At 38.0% G+C, this 17,597-nt stretch carries 18 protein-coding genes; 1 reads left to right on the top strand and 17 read right to left on the bottom strand.

What is annotated here, in order from left to right; genetic code table 11:
* Positions 1-17 precede the first annotated feature (17 nt).
* From EO120_RS01745 to EO120_RS01685, 13 genes are all read right to left on the bottom strand, one after another.
* A complete protein-coding gene (locus tag EO120_RS01745; RefSeq protein ID WP_127133793.1) occupies positions 18-710 on the bottom strand; it encodes a TIGR03936 family radical SAM-associated protein in 693 nt (230 codons plus the stop codon).
* Complete coding sequence (locus EO120_RS01740) at positions 682-2,565, bottom strand: TIGR03960 family B12-binding radical SAM protein (RefSeq protein ID WP_127133792.1); 1,884 nt, start codon at positions 2,563-2,565, stop codon at positions 682-684. Before EO120_RS01740 ends, EO120_RS01745 begins: the two co-directional genes overlap by 29 nt.
* 123 nt (positions 2,566-2,688) lie before the next feature.
* On the bottom strand, positions 2,689-3,792 hold the full coding sequence (gene rodA / locus EO120_RS01735; RefSeq protein WP_127133791.1) for a rod shape-determining protein RodA: 1,104 nt from the start codon (positions 3,790-3,792) through the stop codon (positions 2,689-2,691).
* Positions 3,793-3,799: 7 nt separating this feature from the next.
* Positions 3,800-4,708, bottom strand: a complete 909-nt coding sequence (locus EO120_RS01730; protein ID WP_127133790.1) for a P-loop NTPase — start codon at positions 4,706-4,708, stop codon at positions 3,800-3,802.
* A gap of 31 nt (positions 4,709-4,739) precedes the next feature.
* Positions 4,740-6,644 (bottom strand): penicillin-binding protein 2, encoded by a 1,905-nt coding sequence (mrdA, locus tag EO120_RS01725; RefSeq protein ID WP_127133789.1) that lies wholly within the window; start codon positions 6,642-6,644, stop codon positions 4,740-4,742.
* A 24-nt stretch (positions 6,645-6,668) separates the two neighbouring features.
* Complete coding sequence (mreD, locus tag EO120_RS01720) at positions 6,669-7,160, bottom strand: rod shape-determining protein MreD (RefSeq protein WP_127133788.1); 492 nt, start codon at positions 7,158-7,160, stop codon at positions 6,669-6,671.
* Positions 7,157-8,074, bottom strand: a complete 918-nt coding sequence (gene mreC / locus EO120_RS01715) for a rod shape-determining protein MreC (protein ID WP_127133787.1) — start codon at positions 8,072-8,074, stop codon at positions 7,157-7,159. The genes mreD and mreC overlap by 4 nt, the downstream gene beginning before the upstream one ends.
* Positions 8,071-9,108 carry a rod shape-determining protein gene (mreB, locus tag EO120_RS01710; RefSeq protein ID WP_127133786.1) on the bottom strand — a complete coding sequence of 346 codons (1,038 nt, stop codon included), beginning with the start codon at positions 9,106-9,108 and terminating at the stop codon, positions 8,071-8,073. The genes mreC and mreB overlap by 4 nt, the downstream gene beginning before the upstream one ends.
* A gap of 81 nt (positions 9,109-9,189) precedes the next feature.
* Positions 9,190-9,888, bottom strand: coding sequence for a RadC family protein (gene radC, locus EO120_RS01705; protein ID WP_127133785.1), 699 nt, complete (start codon positions 9,886-9,888; stop codon positions 9,190-9,192).
* Positions 9,889-10,041: 153 nt separating this feature from the next.
* Complete coding sequence (locus EO120_RS01700) at positions 10,042-10,608, bottom strand: Maf family protein (protein ID WP_127133784.1); 567 nt, start codon at positions 10,606-10,608, stop codon at positions 10,042-10,044.
* Between the two features lie 2 nt (positions 10,609-10,610).
* Positions 10,611-11,213, bottom strand: a complete 603-nt coding sequence (locus EO120_RS01695; protein WP_127133783.1) for a hypothetical protein — start codon at positions 11,211-11,213, stop codon at positions 10,611-10,613.
* A gap of 266 nt (positions 11,214-11,479) precedes the next feature.
* Positions 11,480-12,685, bottom strand: a complete 1,206-nt coding sequence (locus EO120_RS01690) for an acetate/propionate family kinase (protein WP_127133782.1) — start codon at positions 12,683-12,685, stop codon at positions 11,480-11,482.
* 3 nt (positions 12,686-12,688) lie between these two features.
* Positions 12,689-13,252, bottom strand: a complete 564-nt coding sequence (locus EO120_RS01685; protein WP_127133781.1) for a hypothetical protein — start codon at positions 13,250-13,252, stop codon at positions 12,689-12,691.
* Positions 13,253-13,462: 210 nt separating this feature from the next.
* On the opposite strand from EO120_RS01685, the gene EO120_RS01680 reads away from it, so the two are divergent.
* A complete protein-coding gene (locus EO120_RS01680) occupies positions 13,463-14,665 on the top strand; it encodes a tRNA(Met) cytidine acetate ligase (RefSeq protein ID WP_127133780.1) in 1,203 nt (400 codons plus the stop codon).
* 142 nt (positions 14,666-14,807) lie between these two features.
* Here the strand turns inward: EO120_RS01680 and pyrR are convergent, their stop codons facing one another.
* The 4 genes from pyrR to EO120_RS01660 form a co-directional block, all read right to left on the bottom strand.
* A complete protein-coding gene (gene pyrR, locus EO120_RS01675; protein WP_127133779.1) occupies positions 14,808-15,329 on the bottom strand; it encodes a bifunctional pyr operon transcriptional regulator/uracil phosphoribosyltransferase PyrR in 522 nt (173 codons plus the stop codon).
* Between the two features lie 98 nt (positions 15,330-15,427).
* A complete protein-coding gene (locus tag EO120_RS01670) occupies positions 15,428-16,345 on the bottom strand; it encodes an RluA family pseudouridine synthase (RefSeq protein ID WP_127133778.1) in 918 nt (305 codons plus the stop codon).
* 66 nt (positions 16,346-16,411) lie between these two features.
* Positions 16,412-16,849, bottom strand: coding sequence for a signal peptidase II (gene lspA / locus EO120_RS01665; RefSeq protein ID WP_127133777.1), 438 nt, complete (start codon positions 16,847-16,849; stop codon positions 16,412-16,414).
* 143 nt (positions 16,850-16,992) lie between these two features.
* Positions 16,993-17,157: a DUF362 domain-containing protein gene (locus EO120_RS01660; protein ID WP_005386021.1), complete on the bottom strand. Its 165-nt coding sequence runs from the start codon at positions 17,155-17,157 to the stop codon at positions 16,993-16,995.
* Between the last annotated feature and the right edge of the window lie 440 nt (positions 17,158-17,597).

Genomic DNA, 17,597 nt, shown 5'->3' with positions numbered 1-17,597 from the left:
ATTGATAAAGGTGAATATTAGTAATTAATCTCTAATGGTGTAAAACGACCTTCTTCATTTTCAACCATAATAGCGCGGCGGTGAATTTCATAATCGCTAGTGATGGGCCAATTATAGGAATCTTTACCTAGATTCCACACTTCACTAGGCTTAATAGTACCTTGTGGGTAAATACCAATGCCCATCACCAATGTTACTTTGCCATCATCTACATGAGCAGTAATCGACTCTTTCACAAATTCTTTAACATCGATAATACGAGTTTTCTTAGGTGTTATCTTTTCATAAGAAATTTCCGAAGCTTCGTTAAAAGTTTTCAACAATTCCGACCATTCTACATCAGCGGTCGTAGGCCCAGTTACTTCATAGATAGCATAATTACAAATAGCCATCATTTTCTTTACTTTGTCAGGCATTTCTTTACCATCTAATACCTCTAATCCAGGTGGTGCTACGCGATTTAGTCGTTCCATAATGGATTCTAAAGAATCTTCTTCTAATACATCCATATCAATATATTCTGCAGCTGCCGTAACACCTAAGGCTAGAGCAGATGAAAAACTGATTTTCATGTGTGGATTAAATCCTTCAGAATAGGCCATGCGAATATCAGCGCGGCGAATCATACGTTCTACCGCTTGTGCATAATCAAGGTGTGACAAGAACCGTAATTTTTCCCCTTTATTTAAGGCCAAACGTAACTTTTTCAACTCTGCCACCCTCCTTATAATCAACAATTGCCGTATTTAACTCTGGGCATACATTACATCCCTTACATGGTGCACGGCGACAATCTCCTGTGAGATTAGCTTCTACTGCTTGTTCCCATTCTCGTTTTAAGAACGCTTTGCTCACTGTAGAGTCCAAATGATCCCACGGCAACGGCTCATCAAAATCGCGTGTGCGACGTGCAAAATAAGCTGGATCTAAGTCGCAATTTTCAAAAGCTGTAAGCCATGTTTCATAATTGAAATATTCTGTCCAACCATCAAATTTACAGCCTAATTTCCAAGCTTCTACAAGAACTGCTGATAAACGACGATCCCCGCGAGCAAAAGCGGCTTCCATATAGCCAGTATAACCATCATGATAATGATAAGAAATATTGCGGTTATTGATGAGAGATTTTAAATATCGTTGTTTACGATGTATTTCTTCCACATCTTGTTGTCCATACCATTGGTAAGGAGAGTGTGTTTTAGGCACAAAGAATGATACACTTACCGTTACAGAACCATTTCTCTTACCTGTAATATCACGATGTAAATCAAGCACTTTGTATGCTAAATCGGCAATACCAGCTAAATCCTCATCAGTTTCGGTAGGCAAACCCATCATAAAATATAGTTTCACCGTATTCCAACCAGATTTAAATGCATTTGTACAAGCCGCTAACAAATCTTCTTCACTAACGCCTTTATTAATTACATCCCTCATCCGTTGTGACCCGGCTTCTGGCGCAAAGGTTAATCCGCTTTTACGCACTTGTTGCACCTTTTTAGCAATATCAATAGAAAAGCTATCGATACGCAAGGACGGCAAGCTAACACTAACTTGTTTATCTTTAAATTCTTCCATGAGCAAATCTACTAATTCTGGTAATTTAGAATAGTCTGCAGAACTTAAACTCATTAAAGAGATTTCATTATACCCTGTATTAGCAATGGTTTCCTTGGCAATTTGTAGTAACCGCTCTGGAGTTCGCTCTCGCACAGGTCGATATAGCATGCCTGCTTGGCAGAAACGGCATCCTCTGGTACAACCGCGAAACAATTCCAATACAGCACGGTCATGAACGATATCAAGAAATGGAACTACTGGTTTTGTAGGAAAGTATACATTTTCTACGTCTTCTACGATGCGTTTTTCTATAGTCGCTGGCACATCATCAAAGCGTGGTGTAATGGATTTAAAATCACCTGTATCAGTATAAGCTACATCATATAAAGCAGGGCAATAAGTGCCTGGAATTTGAGCTACCTTACGAAGGAATGCCTCTTTGCCACCAGGGAAGCCTTTTGCTTTTTCTGCTTTAAAAAGATCTACGAATTCATCGCCCCATTCTTCGGACTCCCCGAGGGATACGATATCAAAGAAATCAGCAATAGGCTCTACGTTAAAAGCACAGGGTCCACCAGCTACAAGGAGAGGAAAATCCATATTTCTATCTTTTGCATACATAGGAATACCTGCTAAGTCGAGCATGTTTAAAATATTGGTAAAGCTCATTTCATATTGCAAGGTAAATCCTAAAATATCAAAATCCTTAATAGGCGTTTTAGTTTCTAGAGAAAACAGCGGAATATTGCGTTTACGCATTTCTTCTTCCATATCATGCCATGGCGCAAATACTCGTTCCGCTGCTACATCATCGCGACGGTTCATTAAACCATATAAAATTTTAATCCCTAAATGGCTCATCGCCACTTCGTATACATCAGGAAAACCAAGGGCCATGGTCACATCAACAGTATTGTGTTCTTTAACGATACTGTTCCATTCGCCCCCTGTATAACGAGCCGGTTTTTGCACATGTTGCAACCAAGCTGTGTCCAATTGAATCATAATGCCTCCGTCCTTTAGAAAGACTTCTTTCATTTATAAATATATAGTGAAAGTACCACTATATTCCCCTAATCATAGTTCACCATAACAGGGTAATACACGATACTTTCACTAACAAAATCATTAAAACATATATTTTGTACGTTGATTAGATATATTTAGTAGAATACCGATGCTAATCATGTTCGTTGTCAATGCACTAACACCATAACTAATAAAGGGCAATGGAATTCCTGTAACAGGCATAATCCCCATGGTCATGCCAACGTTGACAAGCACCTCAAAGGCAAGCATACTGCCAATGCCCACAGCGAGGAGCATACCAAATTTATCATTACAAGTATAAGCCACCGATATACTGCGATAAATAAGTAAAAACAAAAGCATCAAAACGATACTACAACCAATAAATCCTAGCTCTTCACCGATAACAGAAAAGATAAAGTCTGTATGATTTTCTGGCAAGAAATTTAATTGACTCTGTGTTCCATTAAATAAACCTTTCCCCAATATTGTGCCAGAGCCAATAGCGATTTTAGACTGAATAATATGATAACCAGAACCAAAGGGATCAATATCAGGATTGATAAATACAAGAATCCGCTGTTTTTGGTAATCTTTCAAAATAAACCATGCAAAAGGCATCAATAAAGTCCCTACAGTCCCCATAATTCGAACTAAGCGCATGTGAATACCAGATACAAACACCATGCCAATAAATATAGCAATGTATACCAAGGACGTCCCCAAATCCGGTTGCATAAATACAAGTAGAATAGGAAAGCCTACATATATAGCAGGTATAAATAAAGACTTGAAGCTATTCAATTGCTCATACCGTGAGGATAACATTTTAGCCATACAAATAATCATCAATAGTTTCGAAAATTCTGATGGCTGTATCGTTATAGGGCCCAATTGAATCCAACGCTGTGCCCCCAATGCCGATGTACCAACAAAAATAACGGCTAAGAGCATTAAGATTGTAATAATGTAAATACCGTTTGCCCAATTTTTTAATTTATGATAATCAAAAAATTGTAAACCTATTACAACCAGTACATTAAGAACAAAGAAGATTAATTGCTTTACCACCAATGTGGAAAAGTGAAATCCAGTTTGGTTAATATGAGTTGCACTACCTATCGCAACGATACCAAAAAACACTAACAAAAGTGTACTAAGAATAATAGTCCAATCCCAACGACGCCAATTTCGTAATTCCATAGAACACCTACTTCATCCGTTTACGGCGCCACATACTTTGCTTCCCATCTATAACTCGTTGTTGTGTAGACCAGCGATTTGTAAAGGTAAGTGCTGTATCATCTGCTATAGTTGTTTTAGGCTGTGCTAACGTAGACATAACAGGAATTTCCTTTGATGTAGGTGTTGTTAACTCTGTATAGCGTTCTAGCACATCTTGCTCATCCCATGCATCACCAGTCGTAATATAGTCTACCACAGGTTGTAAAAGTTCTTTATATTGTTTGGACATAGCATTTATAAGCGTACCTTGTTGTGTGCTTTCTACAATAGAGGTTTCATAAGGCAAGATAGCACCTACATATTCAGCACCTAATGCATCGAGCATATCATAGAGATTCAAATCAGCCGCTGCAGGATGCAGGGAATTAAACACCACAGCATAGTCTCGATGTCCATAATCTCGACAGAATTGAATAGTTCGTGCTGCATTCCGCAAGGATACCCATAATGGCTGGGTAATAATTAACACCCGTTCTACTAACTCCATAATAGACTCTAAACCACGACCTATACCTGCTGGTGAATCAACAAGAACATAATCATAGCGTTCTGCCAACTGTTTGACAAATTTACGGTATTTTTTTCGCCCCATCTCTTCCCATCTTATCTGTTGATTAGCAGGTAAAAGATGTAGATATTCACGTACTTCTACGATAGCTTCCTCTGTTAAGTCTTTATCAGCCATGGCATCCAATGCATCAAAAAGGACTTCGTCTTCTTTCCCTAGCACTAAATCTAAATCACGAAGGCCAAAATCACCATCACAGAGAAGTACTCGGTAACCTTGTTCACTAAGCACACCCCCTAGGCATGCAGTGATTGTTGTTTTGCCTACGCCTCCTTTTCCAGAGACAAGACCAATTATATCCCCCATATTATTCCATTCCTTCCAAAATTATATGTATTTATCGTCTAGTAGGTGTAGTATCATTGCTTTGTAAACGGGCAAATCCACCTTGTCCAGTTTTCGATGTATTAGTTGTATTATCTTGTTTAGATACATCTCGCTGTGGCACATTAAAATAAGCTGCTAATATATCTCGAACAATAGGACCTGCTGAACCAGCACCAAAACCACCTTGCTCTACAATGGCTACTACCACAATGCGTGGATTATCATATGGAGCATAGGCAACAAACCAGCCGTGATCTCGGCCATGTGCATTTTCAGCAGTCCCTGTTTTACCTGCAACAGCTATAGGAAATCCTTTAAACACTTCGCCAGCTGTACCACCCTCACTAGTAACATCTCGTAAACCTTCACGAATAAGATCCATCACATTTTTGGGAATTGGCAATACACCTAACTTTTTAGGTCCAAAAATTTCAGCTGGTGTCCCGTCTGCATGATCCACGCGACTCACTACATATGGTTCATAACGAATACCACCATTAGCGACCTGGCTAAGGAGAACCGCCATTTGCAATGGCGTTACCAAATGGAATGATTGCCCAATAGCAGCATCAAAAGTTTCCCCTAAGTACCACTCTTGATCAAATACCTTTTTCTTATATTCAGGGCTTGCTACATTGCCCGCTGCCTCTCCTACAAGGTTAATACCAGTTTTTTCACCTAATCCAAAATACCGTGCATAAGTATCGATATTTTCAATGCCTAATCGATTGCCTAGTTCATAAAAATATACATTATCTGATTTAGCCAAAGCACGATTGAAATTAAGCCACCCTAATGCTTCTCCTTCTGCATTGCGCTTATCGATGAGCCAATGTTTCCCACTATCGAAAATCATCTCATCTGGTGTAACTTTTTTTAAATCTAATGCGGCTGCACCAGTAACGATTTTAAAAGGTGAACCTGGTGGGTATTCGCCGGCAATTACCTTATTTTCAAAAGGGTGCGCCTTGTCATTATTTAATTGTTCCCATTGCTTCGTTGTAATGCCACGAGCAAACCAATTTGGATTAAATTCAGGTGCACTAACCATGGCCAATACGGCCCCTGTATTAGGGTCCAATGCTACTACGGCAGCGCCTGTAGCCGGTGTGCCTTGAGCCTGTAACTGATTTAATTGTTTGTCTACTGCTTCTTCAGCGGCTTTTTGAATACTCACATCAATGGTTAAATGAATATTAGAACCTGGAATAGTATTCTTGCGATCCACCTCTGCTACAGGCCGACCTGTAGCATCTACTTCTAACTGTTTTCCCCCATCAGTGCCACGCAACACCGCATCGTATAATTTTTCTAGTCCTGCACGGCCTAAAATTGTACCACTGTTAATGGGCGAGCTAGGATCTTTATCTTTAATTTCATCTAATTCTTCTTCGCTAACTTCCCCAACATAGCCAAATAACTGGGAAGCCATCGTTTCATAAGGATAAAATCTAAGTGGCTCTACATCAATAGATACACCAGGCAACTCATGTCGATGTTCTTCCACATTTGTGACCACATCCATGGAAATATCCGTAGCAATTCTAATAGGTTCATAGCCATGTTTATGATCATTCACTTTTTTTTGAATTTCTTCTGGCTTTTTATGGATAAGCTCTGCTAACTTGTCCAATTCCTGTTCATCTAAAGGCTTACCAGTAGGCATAATAGAAATCGTATATGCTGGTCTTGAGCCTACCAAAATTTGTCCGTTTCGGTCATACATAATACCACGAGCAGCAGTCATCGGTACCATACGAAGACGATTACCTTCTGCTTTAGATTGATAATAACCGCCTTCTAACACTTGCATGGCAAATAAACGAAGACCAAGAATGATGAAAATCCCCGTTACTATATAAAAGAGCACATCAAAGCGACTCGTTTTTTTTCGCTTATATAAACTTTCAAGCACGTTATAACTCCCATCATCAATGGATTACCAAATATAATCCTCTCGCTCTTGTGTATATTTCATAATATTATGGATAACAGCACCTATGAAGGCATTCCAAAACACGGTTGGCAATACCATGTACCATAAATATGCAAAGAAAGATATGTCTCCTCCACTAGCCGAAATCATAACAATACGAATCAAACCATCTAGAACAGTTGCAATGGCCACCAATATACAGGTCCAATACCACCGTTCCTCATACATACGATGTTGCACTATAGACAACGCATAAATAATCAATACATAAGGAAAGATGTGCAGTCCAAAAAAATTAGATATTAAAATATCCTGTATGCCACCACCAATAACAGCACTGATAAGTCCAGTCTGATGACCTTTAAATAAGGTAATAGTTACAATGGTAGTGAGAATTGCATTTGGCAGCCAATTGGTATGGAATAAAGCAGGTAATACTTGAGCTTGTATAGAGAATAGTAAACAACACATGAAAAAGATGGTTACTCGTCTCATGGCGCTACAGCCCCTTTCACACCTTGCACTTGATCTCGCTGCGTTTGCGGCACTAATCTAGGTTCTAATGGTGCTTTTTCTGGACTTTGTACAGTAGAACTAGTAATAATAAATACTTCTTCTAATCGATGAAAATCAACGGTTGGTTTTATAGTCGCATTTTTTACAAAACCCTCTTTGTCATTTTCAATATTTGTCACATTTCCTACCAATAGACCTTTTGGATAAATACCACCATAACCAGAAGTAATGAGTTTATCTCCCACCAATACATCACCATCACGAGCAATATTTACCATAATAGGCTCATTAGGTCTATTGCCATCACCTTTTACAACACCAGCTAATCTAGATTCTGGACGTTGTATAATAACGCCTATAGCACTGCGAGGATCAAGAAAGGTTTGTACCCGTGCTGAATGAGGATATACATCAGTAATGAATCCAACTACACCGCTAGGCACCACAACTGCCATATTAGGCTCAATACCATCCACTTCACCTCTATCGATAGTAAAAGTATTTGTCCAGGTACCATAATCTTTTGTTATAACCCCTGCTACAGTCATAGTAAATTCCGGATGGGATTCCTTATAATTTAATAATTGGCGAAACCGAATGTTTTCTGCCACCACTTCATCTTGATTGGCTAATTTCTGTTCCAATGTAGCTATGGTGTTATCTTTTTCACTATCTGTAAAAGCCCCTATAACCGCTGTATCAATAACACCGATTCCAGTAGTTATATTATTGAGCACACGAGCCGAACCATAAACAAATGGTGTTGTAAGCTCTTCTAAAGTCACTGTAACGAAAGGAATACTTGTTCTTTGCTTCCATGCAAATCCTAAAAGAGCGAGAATCATACAACTAACGGCCACAAAAACAATCAATTTACGGTCTGAATGAATCATGCTCTACCCTTTCTATCCTTTGTATTTACAATAAATCGAGATAACTCAACAATGTGTTTTGCGCTGCCATATAAACCTTTCACTACCATCAATTCTGGTTCATCAGCCATGGTTACAGGAACGCCAATTTCACTACTAATTCGCTCAGCCATCCCCACCAAGCGTGCACTGCCACCAGTTAATACAATACCGTGCTGCATAATATCAGCCACCAATTCAGGTTCTGTATTACGAATCATTTGATTCACCGCATCAAGAAACCCCTCTATGGCGGTACTAATCACTTGATATACTTCGGATTGATGAATCACAGAACGACGAACAATACCGCTAGTCATATCGCGGCCAGTGAAAGAAAACTCTTGCTCCTCTACAGGTAAAACCGTTGTACCTACAGTATGTTTAATATCTTCTACAGTCTGCTCAGATACAAGAAGTCCAAAGCATTCATTAATATATTGCATCAATGCTTTGTCGATATCAGTACCACCAAATCGTATTGTTTTGCTATGTACAATACCACCTAAAGATATAATACCCATATCTACCGTGCCAGCACCCATATCAATAACCATAGATCCTCGGGGAGCAAAAATGGGTAGACCACATCCGATAGCTGCTGCTACAGGTCTTTCAATAAGAAATACTTCTCTCGCCCCCGCCTGAATCACAGCATCCATCATAGCCCGTTGTGCTACATCAGTCATACCACAAGGAACACCTACTAACACGCGAGATCTACGCAATGCATTCGAAACTTTATGCAAAAAATAATTAAGCATAGTGTGCATAACTCGATAATCAACGATAAACCCATCTTGTAAGGGCGACAAAGACCGCCACATATCAGGCATACGACGCACAATACGGGCCGCATCATCCCCAACAGCAACGATCTTTTCTAATTTTGTATCTGTAGCCACAATAGATGGCTCACTCATCATCGACTCTCGAGTGCCGCCCATAACACGAGTCATCGATGTACCTATATCAATACTGACATCTCTTCCAAAAGACGGTAAAATGGACTTCATACTGCTAATCTCCTTCATTACATCATCATTCCATTTTACCATATTTCACTAAATTTATGTGTATCTTTCCACCTTAACTTACTAATTGAGCTTACCAATTTCACTTAAGCTAGTAAATTCACCATCACCAATAACAATATGATCCAACACAGGTATCCCCATAAATTGACCAGCACTGACAAATAATTTTGTTAGTTTAATATCTTCATCACTAGGACGACTATCCCCAGACGGATGATTATGTATCAAAATAATGGCTGCTGCATTACACGCAATGGCTTTGCGGAATACCGCACGCTGCTCTACTAAACTAGCTGCTAAACCACCCTTTGATATGGTTTCCATCTGAATCAAGGTATTACGAGATGTAAGCATAGCCGCCCATACATGCTCTTCTGTTTCATGACGCAATCGTTCCATAACATACTGAGCAATCACATAAGGTTGTGAAAAATCTTCATAGGTAGATTTAATTTTTAATTCCCCTAATCGACGACCTAATTCAATAGCAGCACAAATAGTGACCGCCTTATCACGCCCAATACCTTTAATTTTAATTAAATTTCCCACGGTCATACGGTTTAATCCATATACTCCATCAGGGAAAGAATCAATAATAGTCTTAGCCAAGTCAATAGCTGACTGACCTTTAAGACCTGTACGCAGCAAAATAGCTAATAATTCCTCTACAGCCATGCACGCTGGACCAGCGACAAGAAATTTTTCTCGCGGCCGTTGAAATGGTAACATATCTTTAACACTAACAGTTCTAACTTGCATATATAGCCTCCATTACACAATGAAATTTTACATATACAGTTTGTCTACTAGTTCTACAGATTATACTTCAAAACACCCATGTAACTATCATGTAATAAACCAAGTCTTACCAATATGTATAGAATATTATTCTATCATATGATGCATATGACTCTATTTAGCACCTAATACTTTGCACAATTCCTCATAAACTTGTTCTACCGGTAATCCTACTACATTCGTATAAGACCCTTCTATTTTATCTACCCACAAAGCGCCTTTACCTTGAATACCATAAGCTCCAGCTTTATCCAAAGGCTCCTTAGACTCTACATAAGAGAGAATTTCAAAATCCGCTAAATCTTTAAAATACACCTTTGTTTCACTATGGAATACAATTTCTTGACCTTTAATCAATAAGGCCACACCAGTAATCACAGAATGCTGTCGCCCCGATAACTGTCTCAACATACGAACTGCATCCTCTTGATTTTTCGGCTTGCCTAGCACCGCCCCATCGAGAACAACAATAGTATCTGCTCCTAATACAATGGCTCCTTCAGGTACTCCACAGGCATGTCGCGCTTTACCTAAAGCTTGAGCTTTTACCATGTCAATAGGATTAACATCTACCACATTGTGTTCCTCGTAAGAACTGCTCACTACAATATGATTAATTCCCACTTGCTCAAGTAATTCATGACGACGTGGTGATTGACTAGCTAAATATAATCCACTCATTATTACTCCTTAGGTTCAATCAAGCTTTGGTAGTATTCATTTACATCTTTCCCATGTTTCACCGCATCTGCACGAATAGTAGCATAAAATACTACATCTGCTTCGGGTACACGAATACGATTAGGTACAAATGACTCTAATGTTTCATAAAATGCATCATCTGCTTTCAGCATAACCCGTCCATAAGTCACCTTCGTACCTTTTATAATAGAAAATACAAGGAACCAAATAGGGCGATCATCTGAGGTAGAACATTTGCGGTACTTGTAGCGATAGCGTAAATTTGTCAAAATATCTCGATTGAATTTATACACACCATCAATATTCTCATAAGTTACAGTGAAAATACGCTTTCTAAAAAAGGAGTTTTCTTCAATGATGAGTTCCGAATCCGTCAAAATATATGTATATCGACTCACAGCTTGTTTTACAATCACTATAAGAGCTACTAATTCAATAAAGTATTCCGCCACCAATATATGTCCTACAGAATAGCTTCTATAGCTTGTGAAAGCTACCGCAGCCAAAATAAGAAGAACAAATATAAGGACCAATATTTCCGCACTACGAGTACGCTTTGATGTTTCGCTATACACGATATTCATAAAAAACCCCTTTCCAATTAAGACTCTGCATATTTTTATTATATAAGATTCGTAACTGAAAAACTACATGTTTTACAAACGATTATACATCGTTTTCGATGTACTCATGCTTTTATTTCTAAAAAACTCTTTGTCAAATGTTAGGATGTTTGGCATTAATTATAGCTCTTATTAAAAACCCCGTTTATATTTTCATATAAACGGGGTTTTATACATTAATCTAGGTGATAACACCTTAAATATATCAACACAATGAGTGCTATGTATTATTTTTTCAATGCACCAGTAATACGTTTTGTATCACGAGCAATCATAATTTCTTCGTTTGTAGGAATTACGAAGATTTTTACTTTAGATCCTTCAACACTAATTTCTTGTTCTTTACCGCGAACATTGTTACGTTCTGCATCAATACGAGTGCCAAGGTATTCTAAACCATTGCAAATAGCATCGCGATTACCGATACCGTTTTCACCGATACCTGCAGTAAAGATGATAGCATCAACACCGCCCATAACGGCTGCAAATGCACCGATTACACGACGAACTTTGTAATGGAACATATTCAATGCCAATTGAGCACGTTTATTACCATTAGAAGCAGCTTCTTCGATTACGCGGAAGTCATTAGATACACCAGAAATACCTAGTACACCGGACTCCTTGTTCATAATTTTATCAACTTCTTCATAAGACATGCCTGTTTTGTCCATCAAGAAAGGAACGATAGCAGGGTCAATATCACCAGAACGAGTCCCCATAATCAAACCGGATAATGGAGTGAAACCCATAGTAGTATCAATGGAGCGGCCACCTTTAATAGCTGCCACAGAAGAACCATTACCTAAGTGACAAGTAATGATACGAAGATCGGACATGTGTTTGCCCATCAATTCTGCACAACGTTGTGCTACATATTTGTGAGATGTACCATGAAAACCATAACGACGAATACCATAATCTTCGTAGTAAGAATATGGAAGCGCATACATATAAGCTTCTTTAGGCATTGTTTGATGGAATGCAGTATCAAACACAGCAACTTGCGGTACATTTGGCATAATAGCTTCACACGCTTCGATACCTTGAATATTTGGTGGGTTATGCAAAGGTGCAAGAGAAGCACATTCTTCCAATGCTTCCATAACTGCTGGAGTAATCAATACGGAGTCAGCAAATTTTTCACCACCATGTACTACACGGTGACCAACTGCATCGATTTCATCCATAGAAGAAATTACACCAAATTCAGCATCTACCAAAATGTCAAGCAAAATGCGCAATGCTTCTTTGTGGTTCAAAATTGGTTCAACGCGTTCCAATTTGTCTGCGTTAGGACGTTTATGAGTAAAGATAGCATCTTGATCACCAATCTTTTCAAATAAACCTTTCGCCAATTCAGTTTCATTTGTCATATCAAGTAATTGATATTTCAAGGAAGAACTACCGCAGTTAACTACTAATACGTTCATCGATTAACCCTCTTTCTTTTGCGTAACGTAAATCTTATTTTGAATCTCTTTGCTGATATCAGCACCTACTTGATCATCTGTTGGATACACGTAGGTTATATTCCACAATACCCCTTCATTAATAAAGACATATTGAGAAATGCTATTTTGTCTGTTTTGACCTGGGAATGTGCCCATAATTTTTGTAGCTGGCACACCATTTAAATCAATCTGCTCTGTTGTAATAGTAGCAGCAAGGCTAGCAAATTCTGATTCTCTACCTTTCACATAATCATCTACAGTTGGCAGCGGCTTATTCGGCAAAGCCTGTAATGCCTGTACTTGAATCATAATGTGAGCCGAGTTAGACCCATATAAATCCATCGGGTATCCATCATTACTTTCAGATTGTGGAGATTTCCCCATTTCATAAGGTAATGCAATGGTAATCTCAGACTTACCAGAATGAATGACTTGATTACCAAAACTATAGGTATCCATAACATTTTGCGTTCCACATCCAGCCATCATTAATAATGAGGCACCTAAGAGGACTGTTATTAGACTACGTTTTACTTGTACTTTCATCAAATCACCTCTTGTCAAATCAGAATTACAGTTAATTATACCATTCTGAAGACTTCCATTCTAGTATTTTCATAATAATTTATAGAAAATATAAATTCTCATTCAATTCATAATCTAAATTTACATCCCCCACGATTCCGAACGAACAATTTATAATTACATAAAATTTATATTCTAGTATATAATTAACACATAGAGAAAGGACTATATATGAACACAATCGGCATTATATCAGAGTACAACCCCTTTCACAAAGGGCATGCATACCAACTAGAACAACTTAATACTATGCACCCAGATTCCATTCGCATTGCTATTATGAGTGGTTCTTTTGTACAACGTGGTGAGCCGGCGTATTTCAGTAAATTCGATCGATCTCGCTGGGCCATATTAAGCGGTGTTGACGTGGTCATCGAGTTACCCATCATCTACTCATTAGGTAGTGCAGAAATTTTCAGCACTGGTGCTATTCGTTTGATGAAAGCATTACATATTAATGCCATCTCCTTTGGCACGGAAGTAGATGATTCCCCCTTATTAAAACAAGCAGCAGCCTTAATGAATTCCTTGGAATGTCAAATTCTTATTCGCAAAGAACTACAAAAAGGCGCGTCCTATGGCTCTGCCTTACGGCAAATATTAAATTCTGTAATACCAAATGGCTCTACTTTATCCAATTCACCTAACGCTATTTTAGCTTTAGAATATCTACGTAGCGCATCACGTCATTATCCAGAAATTCAATGGATTCCCATCCATCGTACTTCCAATCATCACGATGCCCTATTACAAACAGCAGCACTCCCATCAGGCACTGCCTTGCGCCACGCATTACAACAAGGGCAGCGTATTTCCGAGTATGTGCCAAGAGCTATATCCGCTGACATAAACGAAATAATAAGTCAGGGCAAATATACAGACTACGAAAGATATGAAAATCTACTATTAGGTATTCATCGTTTATTATCTATTCAAGATTTATCTACTCTCGCTGATTTTACAGAAGGCATCGAGCATAGATGGCATACTATGACTGCTGAACCATCATGGTCTGATGTGAAAGAAAATATCAAAACAAAACGATACACCTATGCAAGAATACAGCGTATGGCAGCCTATGGTGCATTGCATATTACGAAAGAACTACAGCGCCATGCACATATAGAAGGTCCACAATATGCACGACTCCTCGCCTTTAATAACAGAGGCCGACAATGGTTAAAAGCTGCAACACTTTCGATTCCGTTAATACAAAAATGGGCTAAAGCACCATCCATAGTTTCATCCCTAGGAAAGGATTTACTACGCTTAGATGAATTAGCTACCGATTTACAAGCTTATACGTTCAAATCCGAATCATACCGTACAGGGCGTATAGATTACACTTATTCGCCACAATACATTAATATATAAAAAGCTAGAAGCACCTACTAAGTGTTTCTAGCTTTTTATATATCGAGTCTTAGAATAGTTTTAATCATTAATATGCTACTAAAACAATTACTATTATTAAATTTAGATATATTCTAAGTCTTATTCTTCCTTTTAATAGTTATTATTGTTCAATCGTAACACTATCTATATCATCCAATTCAGTAACGCGAACACGCACTTTTTCCAAATGTGATGTAGGAATATTCTTACCTACATAGTCAGCGCGAATAGGTAATTCACGATGGCCGCGGTCGACTAATACAGCTAATTGTATAGATTTAGGTCGTCCAGCTGTCATCAATGCATTTAAAGCAGCCCGTATAGTACGCCCTGTATACAATACATCGTCTACGAGAATAATAGTTTTTTCTGTAGTATCGATATCACAGGGTTCGCCCTCCTTTGGGCGCGTATCTCGATCATCACGATACATAGCCACATTTAATGATTTACAATCAATACAGACCCCCTCAATGCGCTCTATCTCCTGTTGTAAGCGCTTAGCTAGTATAACACCGCGGCGCTCAATCCCCACAATGACAGCATTAGAAAGACCCTTATTACGTTCTAATATTTCATGGCTAATACGACGTATAGCACGTGTAATAGCATCTGCATCCAGTAAAATACGCTTCGTCTCCATAGTATCACCCTCCCCTATAGCATCATAATATAAGACTATACCAATTAATACGCTCACATTCCTTGTATAATGTCTTAAGCCAACTATAATAGAATAAATTATTTACCTCGCCGATATTCTTTAGCAAAAGTAATACAATTTTGAAAATCTTTAGGAATTGGCGCCTCAAAATGCATAGGCTCATTTGTAATAGGATGCACTACATCTAATGTATATGAATGAAGTGCTTGCCCTTCGATAGGAAAATCCATGCGACGATATCCATAAAACGGATCATTCACAACAGGATGACCGATATGAGCAAAATGAACGCGAATTTGGTGAGTGCGCCCTGTCTCCAATGTACATTCTACAAGAGTATGATAACCATATCTTTCAAGTACGCTAAAATGAGTCACTGCATCCTTGCTATTTTCAAACACTACAGCCATTTTCATACGCTCTTTAGGATGACGACCGATAGGTGCTTTGATAATGCCCTTCTCTTCTACAATATTCCCTTGCACAATAGCTAAATACTTACGCTTTGCAGAATGCTCTTTCACCTGTTCTGCCAATCCCACATGAGCAGCATCATTTTTAGCAGCCATCATCACACCTGACGTATCTTTATCTAAACGATGTACAATACCTGGCCTAATTTCACCATTAATACCAGATAAATCCTTACAATGATACAACAGTGCATTAACCAAAGTACCCGAATAATTTCCTACTGCAGGGTGCACCACCATACCACGAGGTTTATTAATGATGATAATATCATGGTCCTCATATAAATATTCTACAGGGATATCCTCTGGCAATACCTCAACAGATTCTGGTTCTGGTACCTCTACTAAAATAGCGCTCCCTTGTGAAAGCTTTGCATTCGCTTTTCCCAATTTACCATTTACTGTTACATGACCAGATTTGATTAAATTCTGTATATAACTGCGAGACCCCTTCATTTGAGATGCTAAAAATACATCTAAACGCTGATTTTCATGCTCATCAGTTACTATATATTCATTCATACATGTCTCCTTTATATGACACCGTATAAGTTTTCTGAAACAATTGTTACTTTTCCTTTAGCACAATTATAAGTCTTTATCGGATGTTAGTAGATAGTACACAATACAAGCGACCCCTACACAAATACCAATATCGGCAACGTTAAAAATAGGCCACACTCTAATATCAAAAAAATCTACTACGCCATGCAATACATACCTATCAATACCATTACCAACAGCACCAGAAATTAATAAAGCAGTCCCCATACGCAATGACAAAGGTCCATTATTAACTTTTTTTCTATATATAGCATACACAACGAGTAATAAAACTGCTACAGCAAGAAAAACCCATCGCTGATTAGCAAGCATGCCAAATGCAGCACCTCGATTAATAATATAGGTTAGATGAAACACATCTTGTATAACTGGTACAGATTCACCAAGCATAAAATGATTCATCACATAATATTTAGTCCACTGATCTAAAACTAACCAAATAATGACTATAGCGTAAAACAAAGTTCTATCTCCCATTATAATTTATAAAAATTATATTCCATCCACATATGAGCTATATAGATTCCATGCCAATATAGCCTCTTTATAGTCTACACAAAAAAGCCAGTAAACACAAGGTTTACTGGCTTTAAAGGTTTGCTAGATTATTCAGCGGAGATTACAGACACTGGGCAAACGGATTCGCAAGAACCGCAGTCAATGCAAGTATCGTTGATTTCGTATTTAGTTTCGCCTTCAGAAATAGCAGAAACTGGGCAAACAGATGCGCAAGAACCACATTTAATGCAACCATCAGCAATAACTCTCATAATAAACCTCCATAGGAAATATTAAAAAGAAAACTTTTCATTATCATTTAAAAGAGACATACGCCTCAACTTCTGTTCTCATTATCACACATCTAAAAAATAATGTCAAATGAAACTGATAGAAACTCTAATCCTATTTTAGCATATTTCAATTCCACTATCAGTATAATATATCGATTCTATCTGCATTTCTTGATATTTCTTTTCATTTAATATTTTAGATTTATATAATATTAAATGAGAATTCTTAATTTATCATTTATATCCAATTCTCATTATTCCACTAGTGCTTTTATTATCAATATTGGTTATCATATTACAACAAGCTATGACCTCCTCTACTACTTATACTTTTAATAAAATAAGGGTTATAGGACAAAAAGTGTGTGTGACTAATCCCAATAAGTTGGAAAATTTGTAGACATATGTAGCTCATTCCA

Origin of the sequence: Veillonella caviae (assembly GCF_003992125.1) — a bacterium.
Classification (GTDB): domain Bacteria; phylum Bacillota; class Negativicutes; order Veillonellales; family Veillonellaceae; genus Veillonella; species Veillonella caviae.
Note: the sequence above shows the minus strand (reverse complement) of the source record. Positions and strands in the feature narration are given on the sequence as shown.